Source organism: Lactobacillus sp. B4026, assembly GCF_026535825.1.
GTDB classification, from domain to species: domain Bacteria; phylum Bacillota; class Bacilli; order Lactobacillales; family Lactobacillaceae; genus Lactobacillus; species Lactobacillus panisapium.
Genome location: NZ_JAFNPD010000006.1, coordinates 57,865 through 81,590 on the forward strand (window position 1 = coordinate 57,865; position 23,726 = coordinate 81,590).

16 protein-coding genes and 2 tRNA genes are annotated in these 23,726 nt (G+C 39.7%); 2 read left to right on the forward strand and 16 right to left on the reverse strand.

Annotated elements, in window-relative coordinates; genetic code table 11:
* Nucleotides 1–10: 10 nt before the first annotated feature.
* From rplC to rpsL, 5 genes are all read right to left on the reverse strand, one after another.
* Entirely contained in the window at nucleotides 11–640 is a 630-nt protein-coding gene (gene rplC / locus J3U69_RS06305; RefSeq protein ID WP_103752374.1) for a 50S ribosomal protein L3, read from the reverse strand.
* A gap of 25 nt (nucleotides 641–665) precedes the next feature.
* Entirely contained in the window at nucleotides 666–974 is a 309-nt protein-coding gene (gene rpsJ, locus J3U69_RS06310; protein ID WP_046307586.1) for a 30S ribosomal protein S10, read from the reverse strand.
* 430 nt (nucleotides 975–1,404) lie between these two features.
* Nucleotides 1,405–3,501 (reverse strand): elongation factor G, encoded by a 2,097-nt coding sequence (fusA, locus tag J3U69_RS06315; protein ID WP_103752373.1) that lies wholly within the window; start codon nucleotides 3,499–3,501, stop codon nucleotides 1,405–1,407.
* A 23-nt stretch (nucleotides 3,502–3,524) separates the two neighbouring features.
* Nucleotides 3,525–3,995: a 30S ribosomal protein S7 gene (rpsG, locus tag J3U69_RS06320; RefSeq protein WP_103752372.1), complete on the reverse strand. Its 471-nt coding sequence runs from the start codon at nucleotides 3,993–3,995 to the stop codon at nucleotides 3,525–3,527.
* Between the two features lie 14 nt (nucleotides 3,996–4,009).
* Nucleotides 4,010–4,417: a 30S ribosomal protein S12 gene (gene rpsL, locus J3U69_RS06325; protein ID WP_103752371.1), complete on the reverse strand. Its 408-nt coding sequence runs from the start codon at nucleotides 4,415–4,417 to the stop codon at nucleotides 4,010–4,012.
* Nucleotides 4,418–4,596: 179 nt separating this feature from the next.
* Here rpsL and J3U69_RS06330 point away from each other — a divergent pair, with 179 nt between their 5' ends.
* Nucleotides 4,597–5,289: an A24 family peptidase gene (locus J3U69_RS06330; protein ID WP_267413431.1), complete on the forward strand. Its 693-nt coding sequence runs from the start codon at nucleotides 4,597–4,599 to the stop codon at nucleotides 5,287–5,289.
* Between the two features lie 59 nt (nucleotides 5,290–5,348).
* On the opposite strand, the gene rpoC is transcribed toward J3U69_RS06330, so the two are convergent.
* From rpoC to J3U69_RS06360, 6 genes are all read right to left on the reverse strand, one after another.
* Nucleotides 5,349–9,014, reverse strand: coding sequence for a DNA-directed RNA polymerase subunit beta' (gene rpoC, locus J3U69_RS06335; protein ID WP_103752369.1), 3,666 nt, complete (start codon nucleotides 9,012–9,014; stop codon nucleotides 5,349–5,351).
* A gap of 16 nt (nucleotides 9,015–9,030) precedes the next feature.
* Nucleotides 9,031–12,672, reverse strand: a complete 3,642-nt coding sequence (gene rpoB / locus J3U69_RS06340) for a DNA-directed RNA polymerase subunit beta (protein WP_220232231.1) — start codon at nucleotides 12,670–12,672, stop codon at nucleotides 9,031–9,033.
* Nucleotides 12,673–12,884: 212 nt separating this feature from the next.
* Nucleotides 12,885–15,392 carry an ATP-dependent Clp protease ATP-binding subunit gene (locus J3U69_RS06345; protein WP_267413472.1) on the reverse strand — a complete coding sequence of 836 codons (2,508 nt, stop codon included), beginning with the start codon at nucleotides 15,390–15,392 and terminating at the stop codon, nucleotides 12,885–12,887.
* Between the two features lie 212 nt (nucleotides 15,393–15,604).
* Complete coding sequence (locus tag J3U69_RS06350) at nucleotides 15,605–15,790, reverse strand: hypothetical protein (RefSeq protein ID WP_103752366.1); 186 nt, start codon at nucleotides 15,788–15,790, stop codon at nucleotides 15,605–15,607.
* Between the two features lie 687 nt (nucleotides 15,791–16,477).
* Nucleotides 16,478–16,551, reverse strand: a tRNA-Pro gene (locus J3U69_RS06355).
* Between the two features lie 43 nt (nucleotides 16,552–16,594).
* Nucleotides 16,595–16,666: transfer RNA gene (locus tag J3U69_RS06360), tRNA-Gly, on the reverse strand.
* Nucleotides 16,667–16,894: 228 nt separating this feature from the next.
* Here J3U69_RS06360 and J3U69_RS06365 point away from each other — a divergent pair.
* Nucleotides 16,895–17,713: a DUF2785 domain-containing protein gene (locus J3U69_RS06365; RefSeq protein ID WP_267413432.1), complete on the forward strand. Its 819-nt coding sequence runs from the start codon at nucleotides 16,895–16,897 to the stop codon at nucleotides 17,711–17,713.
* Nucleotides 17,714–17,792: 79 nt separating this feature from the next.
* Here J3U69_RS06365 and lysS read toward each other — a convergent pair whose 3' ends face one another.
* From lysS to hslO, 5 genes are all read right to left on the reverse strand, one after another.
* The gene (gene lysS / locus J3U69_RS06370) at nucleotides 17,793–19,337 is read right to left on the reverse strand and encodes a lysine--tRNA ligase (RefSeq protein ID WP_267413433.1); all 1,545 of its coding nucleotides are present in this window, start codon (nucleotides 19,335–19,337) and stop codon (nucleotides 17,793–17,795) included.
* Nucleotides 19,338–20,375, reverse strand: a complete 1,038-nt coding sequence (gene dusB / locus J3U69_RS06375; protein WP_220220065.1) for a tRNA dihydrouridine synthase DusB — start codon at nucleotides 20,373–20,375, stop codon at nucleotides 19,338–19,340.
* Between the two features lie 102 nt (nucleotides 20,376–20,477).
* Nucleotides 20,478–21,101, reverse strand: coding sequence for a histidine phosphatase family protein (locus tag J3U69_RS06380; RefSeq protein WP_220220066.1), 624 nt, complete (start codon nucleotides 21,099–21,101; stop codon nucleotides 20,478–20,480).
* Between the two features lie 108 nt (nucleotides 21,102–21,209).
* The gene (locus J3U69_RS06385; RefSeq protein WP_267413434.1) at nucleotides 21,210–22,766 is read right to left on the reverse strand and encodes an ATP-binding cassette domain-containing protein; all 1,557 of its coding nucleotides are present in this window, start codon (nucleotides 22,764–22,766) and stop codon (nucleotides 21,210–21,212) included.
* A 74-nt stretch (nucleotides 22,767–22,840) separates the two neighbouring features.
* Nucleotides 22,841–23,716 (reverse strand): Hsp33 family molecular chaperone HslO, encoded by an 876-nt coding sequence (hslO, locus tag J3U69_RS06390; protein ID WP_103752353.1) that lies wholly within the window; start codon nucleotides 23,714–23,716, stop codon nucleotides 22,841–22,843.
* Nucleotides 23,717–23,726 lie beyond the last annotated feature (10 nt).

Consider the following 23,726-nt stretch of genomic DNA (forward strand, 5'->3'; position numbering starts at 1 on the left):
GTCCTCCTTCCTATTTATTATTCTTAACAGCAGATTTAACAGTAATTAATGAGTTCTTAGCACCTGGAACATTACCTTTGATAAGTAATACGTTCTTGTCAGCTACAACCTTTTCAATTACTAAGTTTTCAATGGTAACTTTCTTCATACCCATGTGACCTGGCAAACGCTTGCCCTTTGGTACACGGTTAATGATGGAACCCATTGAACCAGGAACTCTGTGGTATCTTGATCCGTGAGTTTCAGGTCCACGTGATTGGCCCCAACGCTTAATGTTACCTTGGTATCCATGACCTCTTGTAGTACCAGTAACGTCTACGACGTCACCTTCCTTAAATGTGTCCACAGTAACTTCTGAGCCGACTTCGTAGTCCTTAAGCTCAACTCCGCGGATTTCACGTATGAAGCGCTTAGGCGAAGTCTTTGCTTTTGCAGCATGACCTTTTTCTGGTTTGTTGCTCAAAACTTCACGCTTGTCTTGGTATCCCAATTGAACTGCTTCGTAACCGTCTGATTCAACAGTCTTAACTTGCATAACAACGTTAGGAGTTGCTTCGACAACAGTTACAGGAACAAGGATGCCATCTTTGGTGAAGACTTGAGTCATACCGACTTTTCTTCCTAAGATTCCTTTGGTCATGATTACACCTCTTTCTCTTTAAAAATTATAATTTGATTTCGATGTCAACGCCGCTTGGTAGATCAAGCTTCATTAAAGAATCAACAGTTTTAGGTGTAGGGCTTAAAATATCGATTAAACGCTTGTGCGTACGCATTTCAAACTGTTCACGTGAGTCCTTGTTCTTGTGTGGTGAACGAAGAACAGTGAATAATACCCGTTCTGTTGGTAGAGGAACTGGACCTGAAATTTCAGCACCAGTTCTCTTAGCTGTTTCTACAATTTTAGCAGCCGATTCATCGAGAATACCATGTTCGTAAGACTTAAGTCTGATACGAATTGATTGACTTGCCATTGAATTACCTCCTCAACGTCTTCTTTTAAAAGATGACTAGCTTCCGCAAAAATTCCCGGCGCCACCTCTGTGGCAATGCAGCCTGGTGTGCCGCAACCTTTTGCATCAACGCTTTACAACAAATATGTGCAATAGAGCATACTATGCCCTAAGCGCACAAAAACTAGTATACTTACTTTAAGCCTAAATATCAAGGGTTTTAGGACTTTTTCTTTAATTTTTTCATGATTTTCTGAAAACAAGCAATAGCAAAATAAAAATTTACTCTACCAAATATATTTTGTAAATTTTTTTGCTTAGAATTTGAGCAATGCCATTCTTAATTTTTTATGGTAGCTAATAGACTCATTTTTAAATAAAAAAAGAGCTATCGGATTTACCAATAGCTCGATTAAAATTGTTGTTTAATTTTATTATCAGTTATTAAAAACTAGTCAGCGTTGTTGCCGCCACGGCTCTTAATAATTTCTTCTTGAATTGACTTAGGAGTTGCTTCATAGTGGTCAAATACCATTGTGAAAGTACCACGTCCCTGAGTTGATGAACGCAAAGTAGTTGCGTAACCAAACATTTCAGCAAGTGGAACCATTGAGTTCAAGACCTTAGCACCTGAACGGTCAACCATGTTGTCCATTGTACCACGACGAGCGGTAATTGAACCCATTACATCACCCAAGTATTCTTCAGGTGTGATAACTTGTACCTTCATAATTGGTTCAAGAATAACAGCACCAGCCTTAGGAGCTGCATTTCTCAAAGCAAGTGAAGCAGCAACCTTGAAGGCAGCTTCTGAAGAGTCGACTTCGTGGTAACTACCATCATAAAGCTTAGCCTTAACATCGATTAATGGGTAGCCAGCAAGGATACCGTTCTTCATTGATTCTTGCAAACCAGCATCTACTGAAGGGATAAATTCACGAGGAACAACACCACCGACGATGGCATCTTCAAATTCGTAACCTTTACCTCTTTCGTTTGGTGTGAATTCAATCCAAACGTCACCGTATTGACCCTTACCACCTGATTGACGAACAAATTTACCTTGTGCCTTAGCAGGTTTAGTGAAGGTTTCACGGTAAGCAACTTGTGGTTCACCGATCTTAGCTTCAACGTGGAATTCACGTTTCATACGTTCAACCATGATTTGAAGGTGTAATTCACCCATTCCGGAAATCAAAGTTTGACCAGTTTCAGCATTAGTTTCAGCTCTGAAAGTTGGGTCTTCTTCAGTTAACTTTTGCAAAGCAACATCAAGTTTGTCACGGTCAGCCTTTGATTCTGGCTCGATTGAAACTTGAATAACTGGGTCTGGAACTTCCAAACTTTCCAAAATTAATGGGTGATCTGGATCAGTTAATGAGTCACCAGTTGTAGTGTTCTTCAAACCAATCGCACCAGCGATATCACCTGAAAATACTTCTGAAATTTCGCTTCTTGAGTTAGCGTGCATTTGAAGCAAACGACCAACACGTTCACGACTGTTCTTAGAAGCATTCAATACGTATGAACCTGATTCAAGAGAACCAGTGTAAACACGGATATAAGTTAAACGACCAACGAATGGGTCAGTTGCGATCTTAAATGCTAGAGCTGAGAATGGCTTGTCGTCACCGGCAATCAATTCAACTTCTTCGCCAGACTTAGGATCATGAGCAACATAAGGCTTAACATCTAATGGTGATGGTAGGTAATCAACAACACCATCAAGCATCATTTGAACACCCTTGTTCTTGAAAGCTGAACCAGCAAATACTGGGAATGCCTTCAATTCCAAAGTTGCTTTACGGATAGCAGCTTTTAATTCATCAATGGAAATTTCATCACCGTTTAGGTATTTTTCCATAATGTCATCGTCAACGTCTGCAACTTGTTCAATTAAGTCGTTACGACGCTTTTCTGCTTCTTCCTTGTATTCGTCAGGAACTGGAATAGTGTCCCATTTTGAACCAAGTTTGTCTTCATCGTAAACATCGGCAACCATGTTGATCAAGTCGATAACACCTTCAAAGGTATCAGCAGAACCAATTGGCATTTGAACAGCTAAAGCATTGGCGTTTAAACGTTCATGTAAAGATTTAACAGACTTATCAAAATCTGCACCAATCTTGTCCATCTTGTTAACAAAAACAATTCGAGGAACACCGTAAGTTTCAGCTTGGCGCCAAACATTTTCAGTCTGTGGCTCTACACCTGCTTGAGCATCAAGAACAGTTACGGCACCATCAAGAACACGGAGTGAACGTTCAACTTCGATTGTGAAGTCAACGTGTCCTGGTGTATCAATGATGTTAATTCTGTAGTCATTCCATTGAGCTGTAGTAGCAGCTGACGTAATGGTAATACCACGTTCTTTTTCTTCGTCCATCCAGTCCATCTGTGAGTCACCCTCGTGGGTTTCACCGATTTTATGAATCTTACCAGTATAGTAAAGAATACGCTCAGTAGTGGTAGTCTTACCCGCATCAATGTGGGCCATGATACCAATATTACGTGTTTTTTCTAATGGAAATTCACGCTTATTAGCCATAAATTATTTCTCTCCTTAAAAAATTAGAAACGATAGTGAGCAAATGCACGGTTAGCTTCAGCCATACGGTGTACATCTTCACGCTTCTTAACTGCTGAACCAGTGTTGTTAGAAGCATCAATGATTTCGTTAGCTAAACGCTCATCCATTGTGTGCTCATTACGTAAACGAGCATATGAAACAAGCCATCTTAAGCCCAAAGTAGTTCTTCTTTCTGGACGAACTTCAACTGGAATTTGGTAGTTTGAACCACCGATACGGCGAGCTCTAACTTCCAAAACTGGCATAATGTTGTTCATAGCTTCTTCAAAGACTTCAAGTGGTTCCTTACCAGTCTTTTCTTTCACGATGTCAAAAGCATCATAAAGGATTGAAGATGCCTTAGCTCTCTTACCATCAAGCATCAAGTGGTTGATCAACTTAGTAACAAGCTTTGAATTGTAAACTGGATCCGCTAAAATATCTCTTTTAGTTACGTGTCCTTTTCTAGGCATTATTTAACTCCTCCTTAATCTTTCTTGGCACCGTACTTAGAACGGCCTTGCTTTCTGCCGTCAACACCGGCAGTATCAAGTGCACCACGGATGATGTGGTAACGTACACCAGGAAGGTCCTTTACACGACCACCACGAATTAAAACAACGGAGTGTTCTTGTAAGTTGTGGCCTTCACCTGGAATATAAGCAGTAACTTCAATTAAGTTTGAAAGACGAACACGAGCATACTTACGTAAAGCTGAGTTTGGCTTCTTTGGAGTCATAGTACCAACACGAGTTGCAACTCCACGCATTTGTGGTGCTGGGTTTGATACTAATTCTTTCTTCATACTGTTGTAGCCGTAGCTTAAGGCTGGTGATTTTGATTTAGTCGTCTTTGAGTGACGGCCTTTTCTTACCAATTGGTTAATGGTTGGCATTAAATTGTTCCTCCTAAAATTTGATTATCTTGTTCACACATCCAGGAGTTTCTTTTTTAGTCCTGAATCTATCTTCAAAATGCACAATTGACATTGTACTCCCTTTTTACCAAAAAGCAAAATTATTTTGGCAAAAAAGTTTTTTTATTTTTAGCGTAACTAATTATGGGAGGTAAAAAATGGCTTGGATTTATCAACTTACTAACTTTTTAATTGGAACCTGCTTAGCATCCCACGCCTGTGTTGTTTGTGACCGCTTTGATACTGGTGACTTCATTTGGGGACGTTCTCGCTGTGATTTCTGTTTAACTAAACTTACTTTGGTGGACGAGTTGCCAATTTTGTCCTATTGTTTTTTACACGGAAAATGTCGCTACTGCCAGCGCACTATTCCAATTAAATTACCGTTAATCGAATTTTTGGGTGGTTTAGCATATCTTAAGATTGATTTTAGTCAGATGACCGGAATTGCCACTGCGATTGTCATTTTTTGTTTACTATTGGCCGCAATCTGCGATTATGACAGGCTAGAATTTCACCTAGCAATGATTCTTCCCGCGCTTTTATTAACACTACTTAGGTTCAAGCATTTCTTTAAGTTGCAATTAGGCGATTTAATTGAACTAATTCCTATTTTGCTAGTCTTGCTTTTTTATACTATGCAAAAGAAGTTGGGTTCGGGTGATTTAATTATCTACTTAATTTTAGCCTTTTTCTTTACCCCTCACTTTGCTAACCTAGTTTTTCTTTTTGGCTCTTTTCTACTTCTCTTTCAATTCTTTCTAAAAAGAAAAACTTGGTCATTGCAAAAGCAAATTGCCTTTGTACCGTATATTTTTGTTGGACTAATCATTCAATTACTTCTGCAATAGCAAAAAATAGCTTTCCTACTTTAATTAGTAGAAAAGCTATTTTTATTAATAAATTTTACTTATCCTTGTGGTTCCCCAGCTTGATCAGCTTCCTTCATCTTTTTCTCAATATCAGCTATTGAGTAAACAGACTTAGGCTTCTTCACATCAGCTTCAGGTTCCATATCACGGTAAATTGGAAGACCAGTACCGGCTGGAATAATCTTACCGATGATAACATTTTCTTTCAAACCAAGAAGTGGATCGTTCTTGCCTCTGATTGAAGCATCAGTCAGCACACGAGTAGTTTCCTGGAATGAGGCAGCTGACAAGAAACTATTAGTTTCAAGGGCAGCCTTAGTAATACCAAGAATTACACTTTGAGCAGTTGCAGGGATTCCACCTGAAATAATTACTGAAGTGTTGCGTTCCTTGAATTCGCCAATATCCATGATTTCACCTGGAAGCAAGTTAGTCTCACCAGGATCAAGAACACGAACTTTTTGCAACATTTGTCTAGTTAAGACCTCAACGTGCTTATCTGAAATGTCAACACCCTGCATCCGGTAAGCCTTTTGTACTTCAACCAAGATGTATTCTTCGGTTGTCAACGTATCAGTTACTTGAATTAATTCCTTAGGATCGATTGAACCAAGAGTCAGCTTGTTACCACGGCGAACTTCATCACCTTCACTGACTGCAACTGAAGCAGTATAAGGAACACTGTAGCTTCTAGTATCGATCTTACCCTTAACAGTAATTTCCCGTGTGTGCTCTGCTGGGTTTTCTTGGATTGAGTCAATAACACCATCAACTTCAGAAATAACAGCACGACCCTTAGGGTTACGAGCTTCAAACAATTCTTGCACACGAGGAAGACCCTGAGTAATATCTTCAGCACCGGCAACCCCACCGTTGTGGAAAGTACGTAAAGTAAGCTGCGTACCAGGTTCACCAATGGATTGAGCGGCAACAGTACCAACTGCTTCACCAACTTCAACTTCTTCACCCGTAGCCAGGTTCATACCATAACATTTACGGCAGACACCGTGAGGGGTATCACAAGTTAAAATTGACCGAATCTTCACGTCTGTAACACCGGCATCACAAATTTTATGTGACAGATTTTCATCAAGCATTACGTTTGGTCCAACGATCGCCTCACCGGTTTGTGGATCCTTAACAGTTTCAGCGGTGAACCGACCAAGTAAACGATCGTATAATGGCTCAATTAATTCGTCACCTTCCATGATTGAGTGAACATTGATACCACGATCAGTGCCACAGTCATCTTCACGGATAATAACATCTTGAGCAACATCAACCAAACGACGAGTTAAGTAACCTGACTGAGCAGTCTTCAAGGCCGTATCAGTCATTCCCTTACGTGCACCGTGAGTGGACATGAATAATTCTAGAACTGACAAACCTTCCTTGAAGTTTGAAGTAACTGGAATTTCGAACAAACCACCGTTAGGAGTGGCCATTAAACCACGCATTCCGGCAAGCTGAGTAAAGTTAGAAATATTACCACGAGCACCGGAGTCAGCCATGATTGTAATAGGATTACGTGGATCATAGATCTGTGCAATCTCATTTTGAACCTGGTCCTTACACTCATTCCAAATACTAATTACTCGATCGTGACGTTCTTGCTCAGTAATTAAACCACGTCTAAACTGCTTAGAAACGACGTCAACTTGCTTGTGGGCCTTAGCTACCTTTTCATCCTTGTCATCAATTTCTGGAACATCGGTCATTCCGATTGTAATACCAGAAGTAGTTGAACTTGTGTAACCAAGTGTCTTCAAGTCATCAAGGTATTCTGAAGTTCTTTGAACCTTGTAGTACTTGTAAATTGTGGCAATTGAGTCAGATAAGAATGATTTCTTAAATGGCGTAGCAATTAAATCACCAGCAACATTATCAATTTTTTCATGAATATCCTCACCTGGCTCTAAGAAGTACTTAGCAGCTAGTGGATTATTCAGGTTCTCTTCAGTTGGCTCGTTAACGTAGAAGTAATCTTCTGGGAAGATTTGGTTGAAAATCACACGACCATAGGTAGTAATGAAAATGCCGTGTTCATAACCTTTAGGCCATGCCTTCTTTGGCATTGAGTCAGCAGACATTCCAATAATTGAGTGATAGTGAATATCACCATTATTGTATGCAACAGTTGCTTCGTCAGGTGAATTAAAGATCATTCCTTCACCTTCACGACCCTTTTCAGCTTGAGTCAACCAGTAGTTACCTAAAACGATATCCTGAGAAGGAGTAACGATTGGCTTACCATCTTTTGGAGCAAGAATATGATGAGCTGCAAGCATTAACAAGCGTGATTCTGCGACAGCTTCATCTGACAAAGGTACGTGAATGGCCATCTGGTCACCATCGAAGTCAGCGTTGTAAGCTTCACAGGCAAGTGGGTGCAAACGAATTGATTTACCAGGAACTAAAACTGGTTCAAAGGCTTGGATACTCAAACGGTGTAATGTTGGCGCACGGTTTAGTAAAACCGTTCTTTCCTTAATTACATCTTCAAGTACATCCCAGACATCATCGTCTTCACGATCAATCTTACGCTTAGCACTCTTAATGTTAGAAGCAATCTTGCGTTTAACCAATTCATGCATAACAAATGGCTTGAATAATTCTAGTGCCATTGGACGAGGAACACCACATTGATAGAACTTCAATTTTGGTGAAACATCGATAACCGAACGACCAGAGTAGTCAACACGCTTACCAAGCAAGTTTTGACGGAAACGTCCTTGCTTACCCTTAAGCATGTGTGAAAGTGACTTAAGTGGACGGTTACCAGGCCCAACAACTGAACGACCACGACGACCGTTATCGATTAAAGCGTCGACTGCTTCTTGCAACATCCGCTTTTCGTTTTGAACGATAATGTTTGGCGCATTCAGGTCAAGTAATCTCTTCAAACGGTTATTACGGTTAATAACCCGACGGTACAAGTCGTTTAAGTCTGAAGTGGCAAAACGGCCACCTTCAAGTTGTACCATTGGACGCAAGTCTGGTGGGATGACTGGAACAGCGTCAATCACCATCCATTCAGGCTTATTGCCAGAATCTTTAAACGCATCCAAGATATCTAATCTTCTGATTGCACGAGTCCGTTTTTGACCTGTAGCAGTTTCCAATTCTTTCTTTAAATCTTTAACTTCTTTTTCAAGGTCAACCTTGCGCAATAAGTCACGGATTGCTTCGGCACCCATTTTGGCTTCAAAGCGACTACCAAACTTAGCTTTTTGCTCACGGTATTCAGCTTCCGTCAGCAATTGTTTAAATTCAAGGTCTGTATCGCCTGGATCAATCACGATATATGCTGCAAAGTAGATAACTTCTTCCAGCAATCTTGGTGACATATCAAGAATTAATCCCATCCGTGATGGAATACCCTTAAAGTACCAAATATGAGTAACTGGAGCGGCCAACTCAATGTGACCCATCCGTTCCCGTCTAACTTTAGAGGAAGTAACTTCGACCCCACAGCGATCACAAACGATTCCGCGGTATCTTACACCCTTGTATTTGCCACATGCACAGGCCCAATCCTTGGTTGGTCCAAAGATTCTTTCGTCAAACAGACCATCCTTTTCTGGCTTTAAAGTACGGTAGTTAATCGTTTCTGGCTTCTTAACTTCACCATACGACCAGCTCCGAATTTTGTTTGGCGAAGCAAGACCAATTTGCATGCTTTCAAATTTATTTACGTCGATCAAAAGTTTAACCCCCTACTTATTTAGAAATCTTATTATCGTCATCAGATTCATCCACAGGAGTATCAACCGGTGTTGATTCCTCAGTTTCTTCATCTTCAGATTTTGTGGTTTCTTCGGCTAACTTCTTCTTTTGTTGTTCTTCGGCCATCTTCGACAAAGTATCAATATTCAAATGTTCATTTGAATCATCATCCATGTCGCGCAATTCAATTTCCTTGTGGTCCATGTCAAGAACACGAATATCTAGTCCTAAAGATTGCAATTCCTTGACTAAAACGCGGAATGACTCTGGCACACCTGGCTTAGGAATTCTATCGCCCTTAACAATTGCCTCATAAGCCTTAACACGTCCAACAACATCATCGGACTTGTAAGTCAAAATTTCTTGCAAAGTATAAGCAGCACCATAAGCTTCAAGTGCCCAAACTTCCATTTCACCGAAACGCTGACCACCAAATTGTGCTTTACCACCAAGAGGTTGTTGCGTAACTAATGAGTAAGGCCCAATTGAACGAGCATGAATCTTATCATCAACCATGTGAGTCAGCTTCAAGTAGTGCATGATTCCGACAGATACACGGTTATGGAATGGCTCACCCGTCCGACCATCATAAAGAACAGTTTTACCATCTTTATCGATACCAGCCTTGTGGACAGTATCCCAAACATCATCTTCGCTGGCTCCATCAAATACAGGAGTGGCAACGTGAATACCAAGACTATTAGCTGCTCGACCTAAGTGCAATTCTAACAGCTGTCCGATGTTCATACGTGAAGGAACACCCATTGGGTTCAAACAAATATCAACTGGAGTACCATCTGGTAAGTATGGCATGTCTTCTTCAGGAACAACAGCAGCAACCGTACCCTTGTTACCGTGACGACCAGACATCTTGTCTCCGACTTGGATCTTTCTCTTTTGGGCAATGTAAACGCGAACTAAGGTGTTTACACCTGGTGAAAGTTCATCACCATTTTCACGCGTATAAACCTTGACATCGCGAACAATTCCGCCACCACCATGAGGTACACGAAGGGAAGTATCACGAACTTCACGTGCTTTTTCACCAAAAATGGCGTGTAGCAATCTTTCTTCTGCTGATAATTCAGTTACCCCTTTTGGTGTAACCTTACCAACTAAAATATCACCATCATGAACTTCAGCACCAATGCGAACAATTCCTTGACCATCGAGATCCTTTAAAGCATCCTCACCAACATTTGGTAATTCGCGAGTAATTTCTTCAGGTCCAAGCTTAGTGTCACGTGCTTCAGACTCATAATCCTCAATACTAATTGAAGTGTAGACATCATCTTTAACCAGACGTTCTGATAACATGATGGCATCTTCGTAGTTGTACATGTTCCAAGTCATGAAGGCAATAACTGGGTTTTGTCCCAAAGCAAGTTCTCCGTGATCCATTGTTGGACCATTGACAATTACTTCGCCTTCTTCAACTCGATCACCCAACTTAACGTTTGGTGTTTGGTTGTATGACTTAGAATTGTTTGAACGACGGTACTTTTCAAGAGTGTACTTGTCTAAAGTACTGTCATCACGTCTAATTCTAACTGTGTTAGCGTCAACATATTCAACTGTACCAGCAGCTTTAGCAACAATAGCTGCACCAGAATCGTGAGCGGCACGATATTCCATACCGGTACCAACAAGTGAACTGTGTGGATTAATTAAAGGTGCTGCCTGACGTTGCTGGTTGGCACCCATCAATGCACGGTTAGAGTCATCGTTTTCCAAAAATGGAATACATGCAGATGCAACAGAAACAACTTGCTTAGGAATAACGTCCATGTAATCAATCTTATCTGGACTAACTTCGACGTTATCTTCCTTGTGTCTTGCCAAAATTAAGTCATCCTTGAATGAACCATCAGGATTTAACTTAGTGTTAGCACCGGCAATAATGTAGTTATCCTCAACATCAGCTGTTAAGTAGTCAATCTTATCGGTAACCTTGTGTGTCTTCCATGAAACGCGCCGGTAAGGTGTTTCGATAAAACCGTACTTGTTAATAATTGCATATGTTGCAAGCGAGTTGATCAACCCAATGTTTGGTCCTTCTGGTGTTTCAATTGGGCACAAACGACCATATTGAGTATAGTGAACATCCCGGACTTCGTATCCAGCACGGTCACGAGTCAAACCACCAGGCCCTAAAGCAGACATACGACGCTTATGCGTTAATTCGCCAAGCGGGTTGTGCTGGTCCATAAACTGTGATAGTTGTGAAGACCCGAAAAATTCTTTGATGCTGGCGACAATTGGCCGAATATTGATCAATTGCTGTGGTGTAACTGTTGAAGGATCCTGAATTGACATTCTTTCACGAACAACACGTTCCATTCTTGCTAAACCAATTCTAAATTGATTTTGCAATAATTCACCAACACGACGAATACGACGGTTACCCAAGTGGTCAATATCATCAGTATTACCAATTTCATCTTGTAATAAGAAGAAGTAGTTAATTGATGCCAAAACATCAGCTGGAGTTAAGTACTTAACATCCTTAGCAATATGACCATTAGAAATTAACTTAACAACACGTTCTGGGTTAACCTTTGAGTAAACCTTAATTTCTTGCACGTTAATTGGATCTGGCAAAACACCTTCTTTAGAAGGTTCATAAGTAACCATCTTGAAGTCATCACGGTCAAGGTACTTTTCCAAACCGTCCATTACTTCATGAGTAACAACAGTACCCTTTTTAGCAATGATTTCACCAGTATCTGGATCAGCTAGAGTTTCAGCTAAAGTTTGACCGAAAAGACGATTCTTTAATGATAACTTCTTATTAACCTTGTAACGACCAACAGGTGCTAAGTCGTAGCGGCGTGGATCAAAGAAACGAGCGTAAAGTAGCGAACGTGAAGAATCGGTTGTCTTTGGTTCACCTGGACGCAGACGTTCGTAAATATCCTTCAACGCCTCGGCAACGCGGGAATCAGCTGGATTCTTGTGCACATCTTTATCTAAAGTAAACTGTAATGTGTCACTATCACCGAAAATGTCAGTGATTTCACCATCAGAGCCGATTCCTAATGCTCTAATTAAAACAGTCAAAGGCAACTTACGGGTACGGTCAACACGAACATATGACACATTTTTAGCGTCAGTTTCGTATTCAAGCCATGCTCCACGGTTAGGAATAACTGTGGTCCCAAAGATTTGCCGACCATTCTTATCATAGTCACCTGAGTAGTAGACACTTGGTGATCTAACTAATTGCGAAACAATAACTCTTTCGGCACCATTGATAATAAATGAACCGGATTCGGTCATTAATGGTAAATCGCCGAAGAAAACATCCTGGGTCTTAATTTCACCGGTTTTTTGGTTAGTCAACTTTAAGGTTACATGCATTGGTGCAGCATAAGTTGCATCATGATCACGTGCCTCATCAACAGTATACTTTGGCTTTTGCAGTTTATAGCCTACGTATTCAAGCGAAAGCTTACCTGAAAAGTCACTAATTGGCATAATGTCGTCGAAGACTTCCTTAATACCTTCATCCAAAAACCATTTGTATGATTCAGTTTGGACATCAGTCAAGTTAGGTAGTTTCAATACTTCTTTAATACGAGAGAAACTACGTCTTGTACGATGTTGACCAAAATTCACTACGTGTCCATTTAACAAGGAGAAAACATCCTTTCTGTCAGAGAAAGCTAATATTACATTTTGGTTACAATTTCAAAAAGCGGGATTTTTAAGCATAAAAAAGACAAAAACAACTGTAGTCGTTTTTGTCCTTTATTATTCTGCTGGACAATATATCAGCAAAATCCTGAAAATCAGCCTTTTTAATCACGCATAAATATAGCAAATTTTAATAGACTTGTCAATCAATTTTACTTAGAGCCAACAAGACTTTTGTCATTTGCCTTAACAATGTCAAACTTTAATTTATTATGATTACAACCAATTTTGAGCAAGTCGCCTTCTTTAAGGTCGCCCTTGATTAGCATTGAAGCTATTTCGTCTTCAATATCCTTTTGAATAGCTCTGCGAAGTGGCCGTGCCCCCATCTCAGGATTGTAACCGTCTTTAGCAATCTTATCTAAAGCGGCACGGGAAATTTTTAATTGAACACCTTGTTTATTTAACCGGTTAATTAACTTGCGGGTCAACAAGGTAACAATTTGACGAAGCTGTTTTTGATCAAGTTCGTCAAAAATAATTGTTTCATCAATTCGGTTCAAAAATTCTGGACGGAAGAACTGTTTTAGAGCCTGCCGTACACGATCTTTTCGCATTTCAATTTGGCTTGAATTATCAGCCGTAAAGCCAACTTCCTTAGTTTCAAACAGAGACCGTGAGCCAAGGTTAGAGGTCATAATCACAATTGTGTTCTTAAAATCAACCTTGCGTCCCTTAGAATCAGTCAAGAAACCATCATCAAGAACTTGCAATAGCAAATTGAAAACATCTGGATGCGCTTTTTCAACTTCATCCAATAAAACAACGGAATAAGGATGACGTCTGACCTGTTCAGATAATTGGCCACCCTCATCATAGCCAACATAACCCGGTGCAGAACCAATCAACTTACTGTTAGCAATTTGGTCCATGTATTCAGACATATCAATTCTGATCAAGTTGTTTTCTGAGCCAAAAATAGAAGCAGCAATTGCCTTAGCTAGTTCCGTTTTACCAACTCCCGTTGGTCCTAAGAATAGGAAGGAACCAATTGGTCGATTTTCATCCTTAATACCGCTACGACTACGGCGAACCGCACGGCTAACAGCTGATACTGCTTTATCTTGGCCAATAATCCGCTTATGCAAATCGCTTTCCAGATTAGCTAAATGCTTAGTTTCATCACGGTTCATCTGCGTGACAGGTACTCCCGTCCAATTAGAAACTACTTTAGCAACATCTTCTGGCTGAACCGTTGATTTTTTACTAGTAGATTGATCTAGACGGTTAGAGAGCTGATCTTGGCGCAATTGTAAACTATTTTGTCGATCCTGCAATTGAGCAGCCTTAACGAAGTTTTGGTTAACGGCAGCTTCATTTTTCTGCTCAATGACCTTTTTAATTTGTTCATTAATCTGAATTAATTGATTGTTTGAACCCTTACCTGACTTAATTTTAACTGCGGCACTAGCCTCATCAATTAAGTCGATTGCCTTATCTGGTAAATAACGGTTGGAAATGTAACGACTTGATAAATCAATTGCATTTTCAATTGCGGAATCGGTAATCTTGACGTGGTGGAACTTTTCATACTTCGGCTTTAATCCTGACAAAATCGCCTTAGTTTCAGTTCTTGAAGGTTCATTCAACCGTACGATCTGGAATCGTCTAGCTAAAGCCTGATCTTTTTCAACGTATTTTTGATACTCATCAAAGGTTGTTGCACCAATCATTTGAATATCACCACGTGCCAATGATGGTTTTAAGATATTTGCTGCATCAATTGAGCCCTCTGCACCACCTGCACCAATTAATGTGTGCATTTCATCGACAAAAAGAATAATCGTACCATCTTCAGTGATTTCTTTAATGATTTTCTTCATTCGGTCTTCGAATTCGCCCCGGTATTTTGTACCGGCAACAAGACCACCTAAATCAAGAGAAACAACCTGCTTATCCATCAAGTCGTGTGGTACTTTTTTGTTCACAATTGCTGTAGCAATCGCTTCAGCCACAGCTGTCTTTCCCACACCAGGTTCACCAATTAACACAGGATTATTTTTATTACGACGAGATAAAATTTCAATTACCCGAGCAACTTCACGGTCACGACCGATTACCGGGTCAATTTCCCCGTTTTCAGCTCGCTCATTCAGGTTAACTGAAACTTGATCCAGGGTAGGCGTACTACTGTTGGAATTAGATTGACTATTCAGTTCGGGACCATTAAAGTTAGACCAACCATTACCATTATCAGGCTGATCATTATCCTCAATACTATCGTAGTCTGCACCTAAGCTATGGAAAAGATCATTGCGCAAGCCACTCAAATCGATATTTAAATTACGCAGAATGGTCGACGCTAAAATTTGATCATTAAGAACTAGTCCGAGCAAAATATGACAGGTCTTAATCTTCGAAGAGCCCTCTCGCTCAGCCAATGTACCGGCATAAGCCAATACCATACTTAAACGCGGCGACATTTCCATGTAAGTGGTTTTGCCAGCTGAACCATAACCAGTATAACGCTCAATTTCTTCACGGATAGCTGTTGGCGTTGCACCCCAAGCGCGCAAGTTCTTGCCTGCTTCGCCATCAGATTCAATTACCATCGCAAGCAGTACGTGTTCAGTACCAATCAAGCGATGATGAAAACTTTGTGCTTGTTCACGTGCAATTTCTAAGACTTGATTTGCACTTCTAGTATAAGATTTTTTCATCATAGCACCACCTTTAAAAATGACGTGTATACACTATAAACTTTTTTGCAAAAATGTAAAATAATTTGATCCAAGCTTGTTAATCGTTTTGTACTTAAAAACATTGCTCTCATTATAGCAGAGACTAACTTTTGATGCGAATTTACATTCTAATTGAATTTAAGATAAAAGAAAAGAATAAGTTCGCTATCGCTAACTTATTCTTCAGAAAATTATTTTTTAGGTGGATTAAAGTAATCTAGCAGAAATTGTGTCAGCAAGCAAAAGGAAACACCAGCCGCTAACATACAAATGTGACGTATGGCAGCATTGGGAAAAGTAACACGCTGATCAATTAATAAGCTATAACCCAAAGCAAAAACCCCGTTGGCAAGGCCTGCCCAGATATAATTTTCCATTGCTAATGCTCCTTTACTTGCTTTAAGAACCATTTTTTATTTTATTCAAATTATAATTGTTTCCACTTCCGGTTACAAACCAAATGCGCAAGCTTCAATCCTAGCTTAACCGCCACTATACAAAAACCAAAAACCGTTCAAGTGGGTCACACTTGAACGGCTAATTGCATTACTACTTCTTCAGCAACTTATTAATTTCTTTCAAGATTAATCTAAGTTCATCTAAAGCAGCAACTATTAAAAGGACATTGAGGCTAGACATTAATTTCACCTCCTTTAAAGAGAAAACTCTTTAAATTTACATGCTAAAAAACATGCACTTAAAATTATACCATGCTATAATATCTCTAAAGGACATTGAATGTGGTTCATTAGTTCACCGAACATATGAGAAACATGCAATCAATTAAGGTAGCCGCCAAACGACTACTTTTTTTGTACTCTAAATTTGTGCTATTCACATTGCTCTTCAAGAACACAGTGAATAGCCTTTTGTTTTGCATAAAAATAAGGGATGCTATACATCCCTTATTAAATACTTTTGATTAATTCACTTGTACTTCTACTTAAAAATATGAAGCCCGATATGAAGTATCTTGCCTCATCTTAAGCAATTTTCTTAAAAAGCAAAAAAAATGCCTTAGCATCAGTGCTTCAAGTCATTGATACTAAGACAGATTTTCTTTATCGGGAAAACAGGATTCGAACCTGCGACCTCTACGTCCCGAACGTAGCGCTCTACCAAGCTGAGCTATTTCCCGATTAACAAAAAAACTCACCGCGCGGTGAGTTTTTATTTTTTAGAGCGGAAGACGGGATTCGAACCCGCGACCCCCACCATGGCAAGGTGATGTTCTACCACTGAACTACTTCCGCAAGACAAATATTATTATAGCAAACCCTATCTGATTTGCAACCCTTTTTGACAAAAAAATTCACGAAATTGCAACTGGCACATCAAACCTAGCGTTTTTAAGGGTCAGCAAAGGAAAAAACTTTGAACTTCTACGATCTTTTAGTAATAATTACCCCCACCTATAGCTCTGATACTCGATCAAGATATATAATTAATGAAAAATTCTGTATTAAGGTTGGTGATTAAAAATGAAACATAGCCTAGAAAAATTAGTCAGATGCCCCGAAGGCGAATTAAAATTTACGGATAATCAAGTGCAATTGTTGCTGGGCAATATCGGTAACTTAGATCCAGTTATTCGCGATGATCTTGTTTATACTTTATTTGCCCGCGGCTTTTTAGAACGCGCATTTACTCATGAGCAAGAACAAACTATTATTAATACATTTATAACAGAAAAGAAGCTCTTTAAAGATATTGCTAAACCACAAAATGACAATGTTTTTTTAAGATCATTCAGTGCCTTATTAGGCTCCGTCATACTCGAAACAGATCAGGAAACAGAAATTTTGACGAACGAGCAGCGCAAGCAGCTCTTTGCATGGAGCATTGACTACCTCCTGCGTGAAAAAGATTATCGCGGCTATGTTGAAGGCAAAGGCTGGGCCCATAGCATTGCCCACGGTAGTGACTTTCTGGGGGCAGCTTTAAGCCATCCTAAGTTTTTGAAACAGGAGCAAAGCAGGGTTATGCAAATAATCCCGACAATTTTTAAAACGATGGACGCGCCCTTTGTCGATGATGAGGAGCAGCGCCTTGCTTTTGCCTTTTACCAAGGTGTTAAAGCTGAAAAAATTGCCCTTAGCAGCTTCATTGAACTTATTAATCAAAGCGACGTAGCGCGATATCAGGAATTGCAAAAAGACGATCTGCTGTCATGGCGTAAATTAAGTACTTGGTTACGGCTTTTACAAAACTGGTACTTCTTCTTTGATGCTACCAAAGATTTACAGGTCATTTTAAAGGAAAAAATCACGAAATACTATACTGAAATGGGCTATGAGTAAACACGTCATTTTCTTAGTTAACTATCAATTATTAATCACAAACAAAAAGACAAGCCATCAAAGGCTTGTCTTTTACTGTTTAATTATCTTTTTTCTTTTTCATGTCTTCTTCAACTTCGCGTTCGATGTCTTCAATTCTTTCAGGACGCATTGTTGGGAAGAGTAAAACATCCCTAATTGCTGGTGCATCAGTTAAAAGCATTACCAAACGGTCAATACCGATGCCGAGACCACCTGTAGGCGGCATTCCGTATTCCATTGCCCGCAAGTAATCTTCATCAATCATATCAGCTTCATCGTTACCGGCTTCACGCTCTGCCATTTGTGCTTCAAACCGTTCACGTTGATCATCTGGGTCATTCAATTCAGAAAAGGCATTACCGTATTCTTCACCCATGATATAGATTTCAAAACGATCAGTAAACCGAGGATCATCAGCATTCTTTTTAGCCAATGGTGAAATTTCAACTGGGTGACCATAGACAAAGGTTGGGTCAACAATTGTTTCTTCACAATATTTTTCAAAGAAAGCGTTGATAATGTGACCAACCTTCCAGAAACTTTCCACCTTGATATCATGATCTTCAGCAATCTTAGTTGCTTCCTCAACGCTCATTTCTTTCCAGAAATCAACGCCGGTTTTTTCTTTAATCAAGTCAACCATGTGAACACGACGGAATGGCTTGCCAAGATCAATTTCGGTACCCTGGTAAGTTACCTTACCATCATCCGTAACAACGTTAGCAGCTGCTCGAATAATGCCTTCTGCTTCATCCATCACATCGTGGAAGTCCCAGTATGCGGCATAGGTTTCCAGTTCGGTAAATTCTGGGTTATGGTGAGTATCTAAACCTTCATTTCTGAACACACGACCAATTTCGTAGACCCGTTCCATATCACCGACAATCAAGCGCTTAAGAGGTAATTCAAGTGCTATTCTCATGTATAAGTCAATATCAAGAGCATTATGGTGAGTAATAAATGGCCGAGCTTCAGCACCACCAGGAATATTGTGTAAAACTGGCGTTTCAACTTCCAAGAAGTCCTTACCATTCAAGAAATCACGGATTGCTTGAATAATCTTAGTCCGGTTAACAAAACGTTCATAACTTTCGTGATTAGTAATTAAGTCCAAATAACGTTGACGGTAGATTTGTTCAACGTCCTTCAAACCATGGTATTTATCTGGCAAAGGCCGTAAAGCTTTAGATAAGAAAGTTACGTGCAAAGCCCGAATGGTTAATTCACCAGTATCGGTCTTCATCACTTCGCCATCGATACCTAAGAAGTCACCAATATCAGATTTTTTGAAAATCTGGTAGTTTTCTTCACCGACGATGTCTTTACGAACGTAAATCTGAATCTTACCAGTTCTGTCATAAAGATCAGCAAAACCAACTTTACCCTTACCTCTTTTTGCCAACATTCTGCCAGCAACTTTGGTCTTAGGGAGCTCGCTATTTAACTCATCCTTATCATCTTGTGCGTATTTTTCATTTAAAGTTCGAGCCGAATCTTGCCGGTCAAATTTTCTCATGCCAAATGGCTCAATCCCATTTTCGCGTAATTCTTCCATTTTTTGGCGGCGAACGATTAATTGGTCGTTCATTTCACTTTTAGCCAATTACTTTTCCTCCATTATCTTTCTATTTTCGCTTCTAGCAGCCTTTTGTGCTTGCCTTGTTTCATAGTCCTCAACAAAATTGTCAAGTAAGTCATAAACCTCTTGTGCCGTCCAAACTTCATTTATTTTAGCACGAGTACGGGCTGAACGGGGAATTCCCTTCAAATAATATGCTGCTTGTTGCCTAAACTCTGGGACAGCAATTTTTTCACCCTTAAGATCTACTAGGCCCTTCAACTGGTGTTTAGCAGTTGCTACCCGCTCACGAACCGTCTGAGGTGCGAGCTTTTCACCAGTGTCCAAATAATGCACCATATCTTTGACAATCCACGGATTACCTAAAGCAGCGCGGCCAATCATGACGGCAGTACAGCCAATTTCATCTAAGGCCTTTTTAGCAAGTTCAGGTGTTGTAATGTCGCCGTTAGCAACAAATGGCACATCAAGTACTTGAGCTACCTCATGAAGCGTCTCCCAGTCTGCTTCACCGGCATACATTTGTTTCCGCGTTCTGCCGTGCATCGCAATCATACTGGCACCAGCTTCTTGGGCAGCTAAGGCGTTTTCAACCGCAAAAATATGCTTACGATCCCAACCAATCCGCATTTTAACGGAAACGGGCTTAGAAACATTTTGGACTACGGCGTGCACCATTTGATAAATTTTGTTAGCATCCAAAAGCCACTTCGACCCCGCATCGGTCTTAGTGATTTTTGGCACCGGACACCCCATATTAATATCAATAATATCAGCCGCCGTGTGTTGATCAATATATTGTGCCGCTTCAAGCAGTGTTTCCTCTGTACCACCAAAAATTTGAATACTCATTGGGTGTTCACGCGGATCAACCTGCATCATCGACATTGTCTTTTTATTACGATAAATGATTCCATGATCAGAAATCATCTCGCATACAACCAAGCCGGCACCGAATTCCTTACAAATCATCCGAAAAGCCGAATTCGATACTCCGGCCATCGGCGCTACAACAACCCGGTTTGGGATGGTTATTTCGCGAATTTTCCAGCTATTATTCACCAAATCATCCTTTCAAATACTTTAACATCATAACAAAAAGGATCTTATAAGCAAAATTTCTGGCTATTATGCATGCTAAAATTTAAGTAATTTAATTTTTGATTATTCAATAAAGAAATTGCACGGTGCAACCCGATTGTAGTAACGCAAAAAGGCTTCTTTACTGTGATCGTCAACTGAAATATTGGTGACACCAGCATTTTGCATTTCACCAATTTTAGAAATTTTCTTGCTTCCTAAAATGTTCTGTACCATCGACCGCGAAGCAGTACCATGGAATACCAATGCAACTGATTCATTCACATGCCGCTGAACAAGGTCATGCCAAAAGTCGGTTAAACGTGCAGCTAAATGCTCGTAACTTTCACCGGTACAATAATTAGTATAATTTTCAGTAAAATACCCTAAATCATCAAAGGCCTGTGGGTATTTCGAGCGAATATCTGCAGCAGATTTTCCGTCCCAATTACCATAATTCATTTCCTTAAGCCGGTCATCATAAATAATGTTGTGCTTATTTTGATTCAATATCTCAGCCGTTTGCTTAGCCCTAGTTAAGGGGCTGGCGTAGACATAATCAATTTTATTAATGTCAAAACTATCACGTAAAGCTTCAGCCTGCTTAATTCCCGTTTCGTTTAAGGGCAGGTTGGTTCCTGAACCATTAATGGCTAAGGTTTTATTAGTATCAGTTTGACCATGACGCACAATATACACGTTTAGCATTTAGTTACACTCCTTATTCTATTTCGATTCAACTTCTCCATTATAATCAAATTTAGTAATTGCCGCACCCTAATTTTAAGGAATAATTAAGTGCTAGCCCTAGTTTTTTTACAACTCCACCACATGTTTATAATAGCGAAGTTCGGCTGTTCGGTGAATGACACTAATAATCGTACTCTTAGGTAAATATTGTTTAAGCATTTTATAGACGGTAGCAATCGATTTTTCATCCAAATTACTCGTAAATTCATCTAACAACAAAATTTGTGGTTTGGTGATAATCGCCCGCAAAAAGAGGATTTTTTGTTCCTCACCGCCTGAAATTTTATTCTTAAAATCTCCAGGCGTTTTATCAATTAAATCCGTCGGGGATTTAATCAGTGAATCTAACCCAATTTCCTGGACTAAGCCGTAAATTTTCTGAAGATCAACTTGATTGTCTGGATAACAGATATTAGCCATTAGGGACCGATTAAACAAGGAGGCATCCTGCGCAACATACATTATGGTAGGTCTGTCACTAAATGGAAGAATAATCTGCCCTTCATCCGGTTGATAAAAGCCACTGATAATTTTTAGCAAGGTACTCTTTCCCGCTCCGTTCGGCCCAATCAGCGCCGACATCTCGCCCTTTTTAAAATTGAGCTTTAAATTACTTAAAACCGGGTGTTGTCCGTGATATGAATAACTGATGCCGTTAATGATAATTTCTTGTTTACTGCCATCCAGGTGGAAGCAAGTGAGCGGAACTTTTTCTGCTTTACCGTATTCAAGTTCAGCAAGCCCTGCCCGAATCCGGTTTAGCAGTTCCTCAATTGCCAAATATTGTGTACCAAAACCGGACAAATTTAAGATGGAATACAATAAAATCAGCACAATTGAAAGGGACTGTGAGTCATGAGTGCCTAATAAAAATTGACTGATTCCTGCAATCACACAAGCTAAGATAACAATCATTAATTGTTGCAGCAGCGCTGCCTTGTTTGTAATTGCTTGGACCTTGATAAATGAACTTTGCTCGTGGGCAAGAATTTTGTCCATCTTGTCCTGTTCATATTTAGCAGCGTCACTCGACATAATTGTTTCAACATTACGATAATAATCAACAATATACTCATTGACTTTAGAGGCACTACTTAAAGAAGAAGCCACATTTTGCCGATTTTTCCTTGCCATCATTATCGAAACTAATAGGTAACCGATAAAAAACAATAAGTAGGCCACCCCAAGCCAAATATTTTGCAGGCTAAGCAGGATCGTATATAAAAGCAACATCACAGCCATTTGAATTACAACAGCCAAACTAGTTTGTTCTAATTCGCGACAAGCAAAGGATACATCCTTAATATAGCTCTGGACTTTGCCAACCGATTGTCTAGCAAAATAACTCAGCGGCTTTTTAGTAATATCTGCCCATAGTTCCTGTTTGGAATATTTGCGCACAGCCTGGATAAAACCGTTGTTGAGGCAATTAATTAGCGGCATCATCATAAGTGAAATTGCTAGTAATAACAGAACAATTACCCTGTTAGTTTGCGTTTGCTTTTGCGCAAATAACTGATTAATCAAATAAGGCTGTAAAAAATACACCGCATAACTAATAATTAAAAGCACAATAAAAGCCATGACCCGAGCAACACCGATTTTTAAAATTAATTTTTTCAAGTAGTTGGATATCATGACTTTTACCTGTTTATAAAAATATCGTTATTTCACGCCAATTTTTGTCGAACCAAATATTACTTTTTATCAGCTAAAATTGCCTTTAGTTCTTCTTCTGTATAGTTATACTTGTTACCACAGAAATTGCAAGTTAATTCTGCACCATGATCTTTGGCAATCATTTCTTGCAATTGACTCGTTTTGAGTGTGGCCAAAATTTGGGCATATTTTTCTTTCGAGCAATCACATTTAAATGCAACATCGTCTTTTGCTAAAATCTTGCAGTCATCACCTAAAATTAACTTGGCTAACTCTTCAGGCGTCATCCCATCTAGGAATGAACTAGACAGTGCTGGCAAATTGTTAATCCGCTCAATTGTATGATCGATTAAAGAATCACTTGCTCCCGGTAAGGCTTGCAACATAAAACCACCAGCAGCGCCAATTGAATTATTGGGATTAACAAAAACGGACAGTCCAACAGCAGAAGGAATTTGTTCCGACTTTGTTAAATAGTATGCAACATCTTCGGCGATTTCGCCAGAAACAATTGGTACTTGACCTGTGTATGGTTCTTTCAAACCTAAATCTTTGGTCACTTCGAGCCAGCCATCACCCACTGCCTTTTTAACATCAATATGACCATCATCCTTTGGCGGTAATGCAATATGCGGATTTTTCACATAGCCTTTAACCGTTAAGTCTGACTTAGCCGTAACAATCGTTGGTCCAACAGGACCATTGCCAAGCAAGCGAACAGTTAACTCTTCTTGATCAGTCAATTCAGCCCCTGCTAGCAATACACCAGCAACTAAAGTTCTCCCTAAAACGGCAGAAGAAGCAGACCAAGTGTCGTGTCTAGTTTGTGCTTCTTGTACTAAATTTTTGGCATTAATCGTTAACAAACGTAAATTTTTAGTTTTATCAATTGCTTTAATTAAATAGTCGCTCATTTTTATTCTC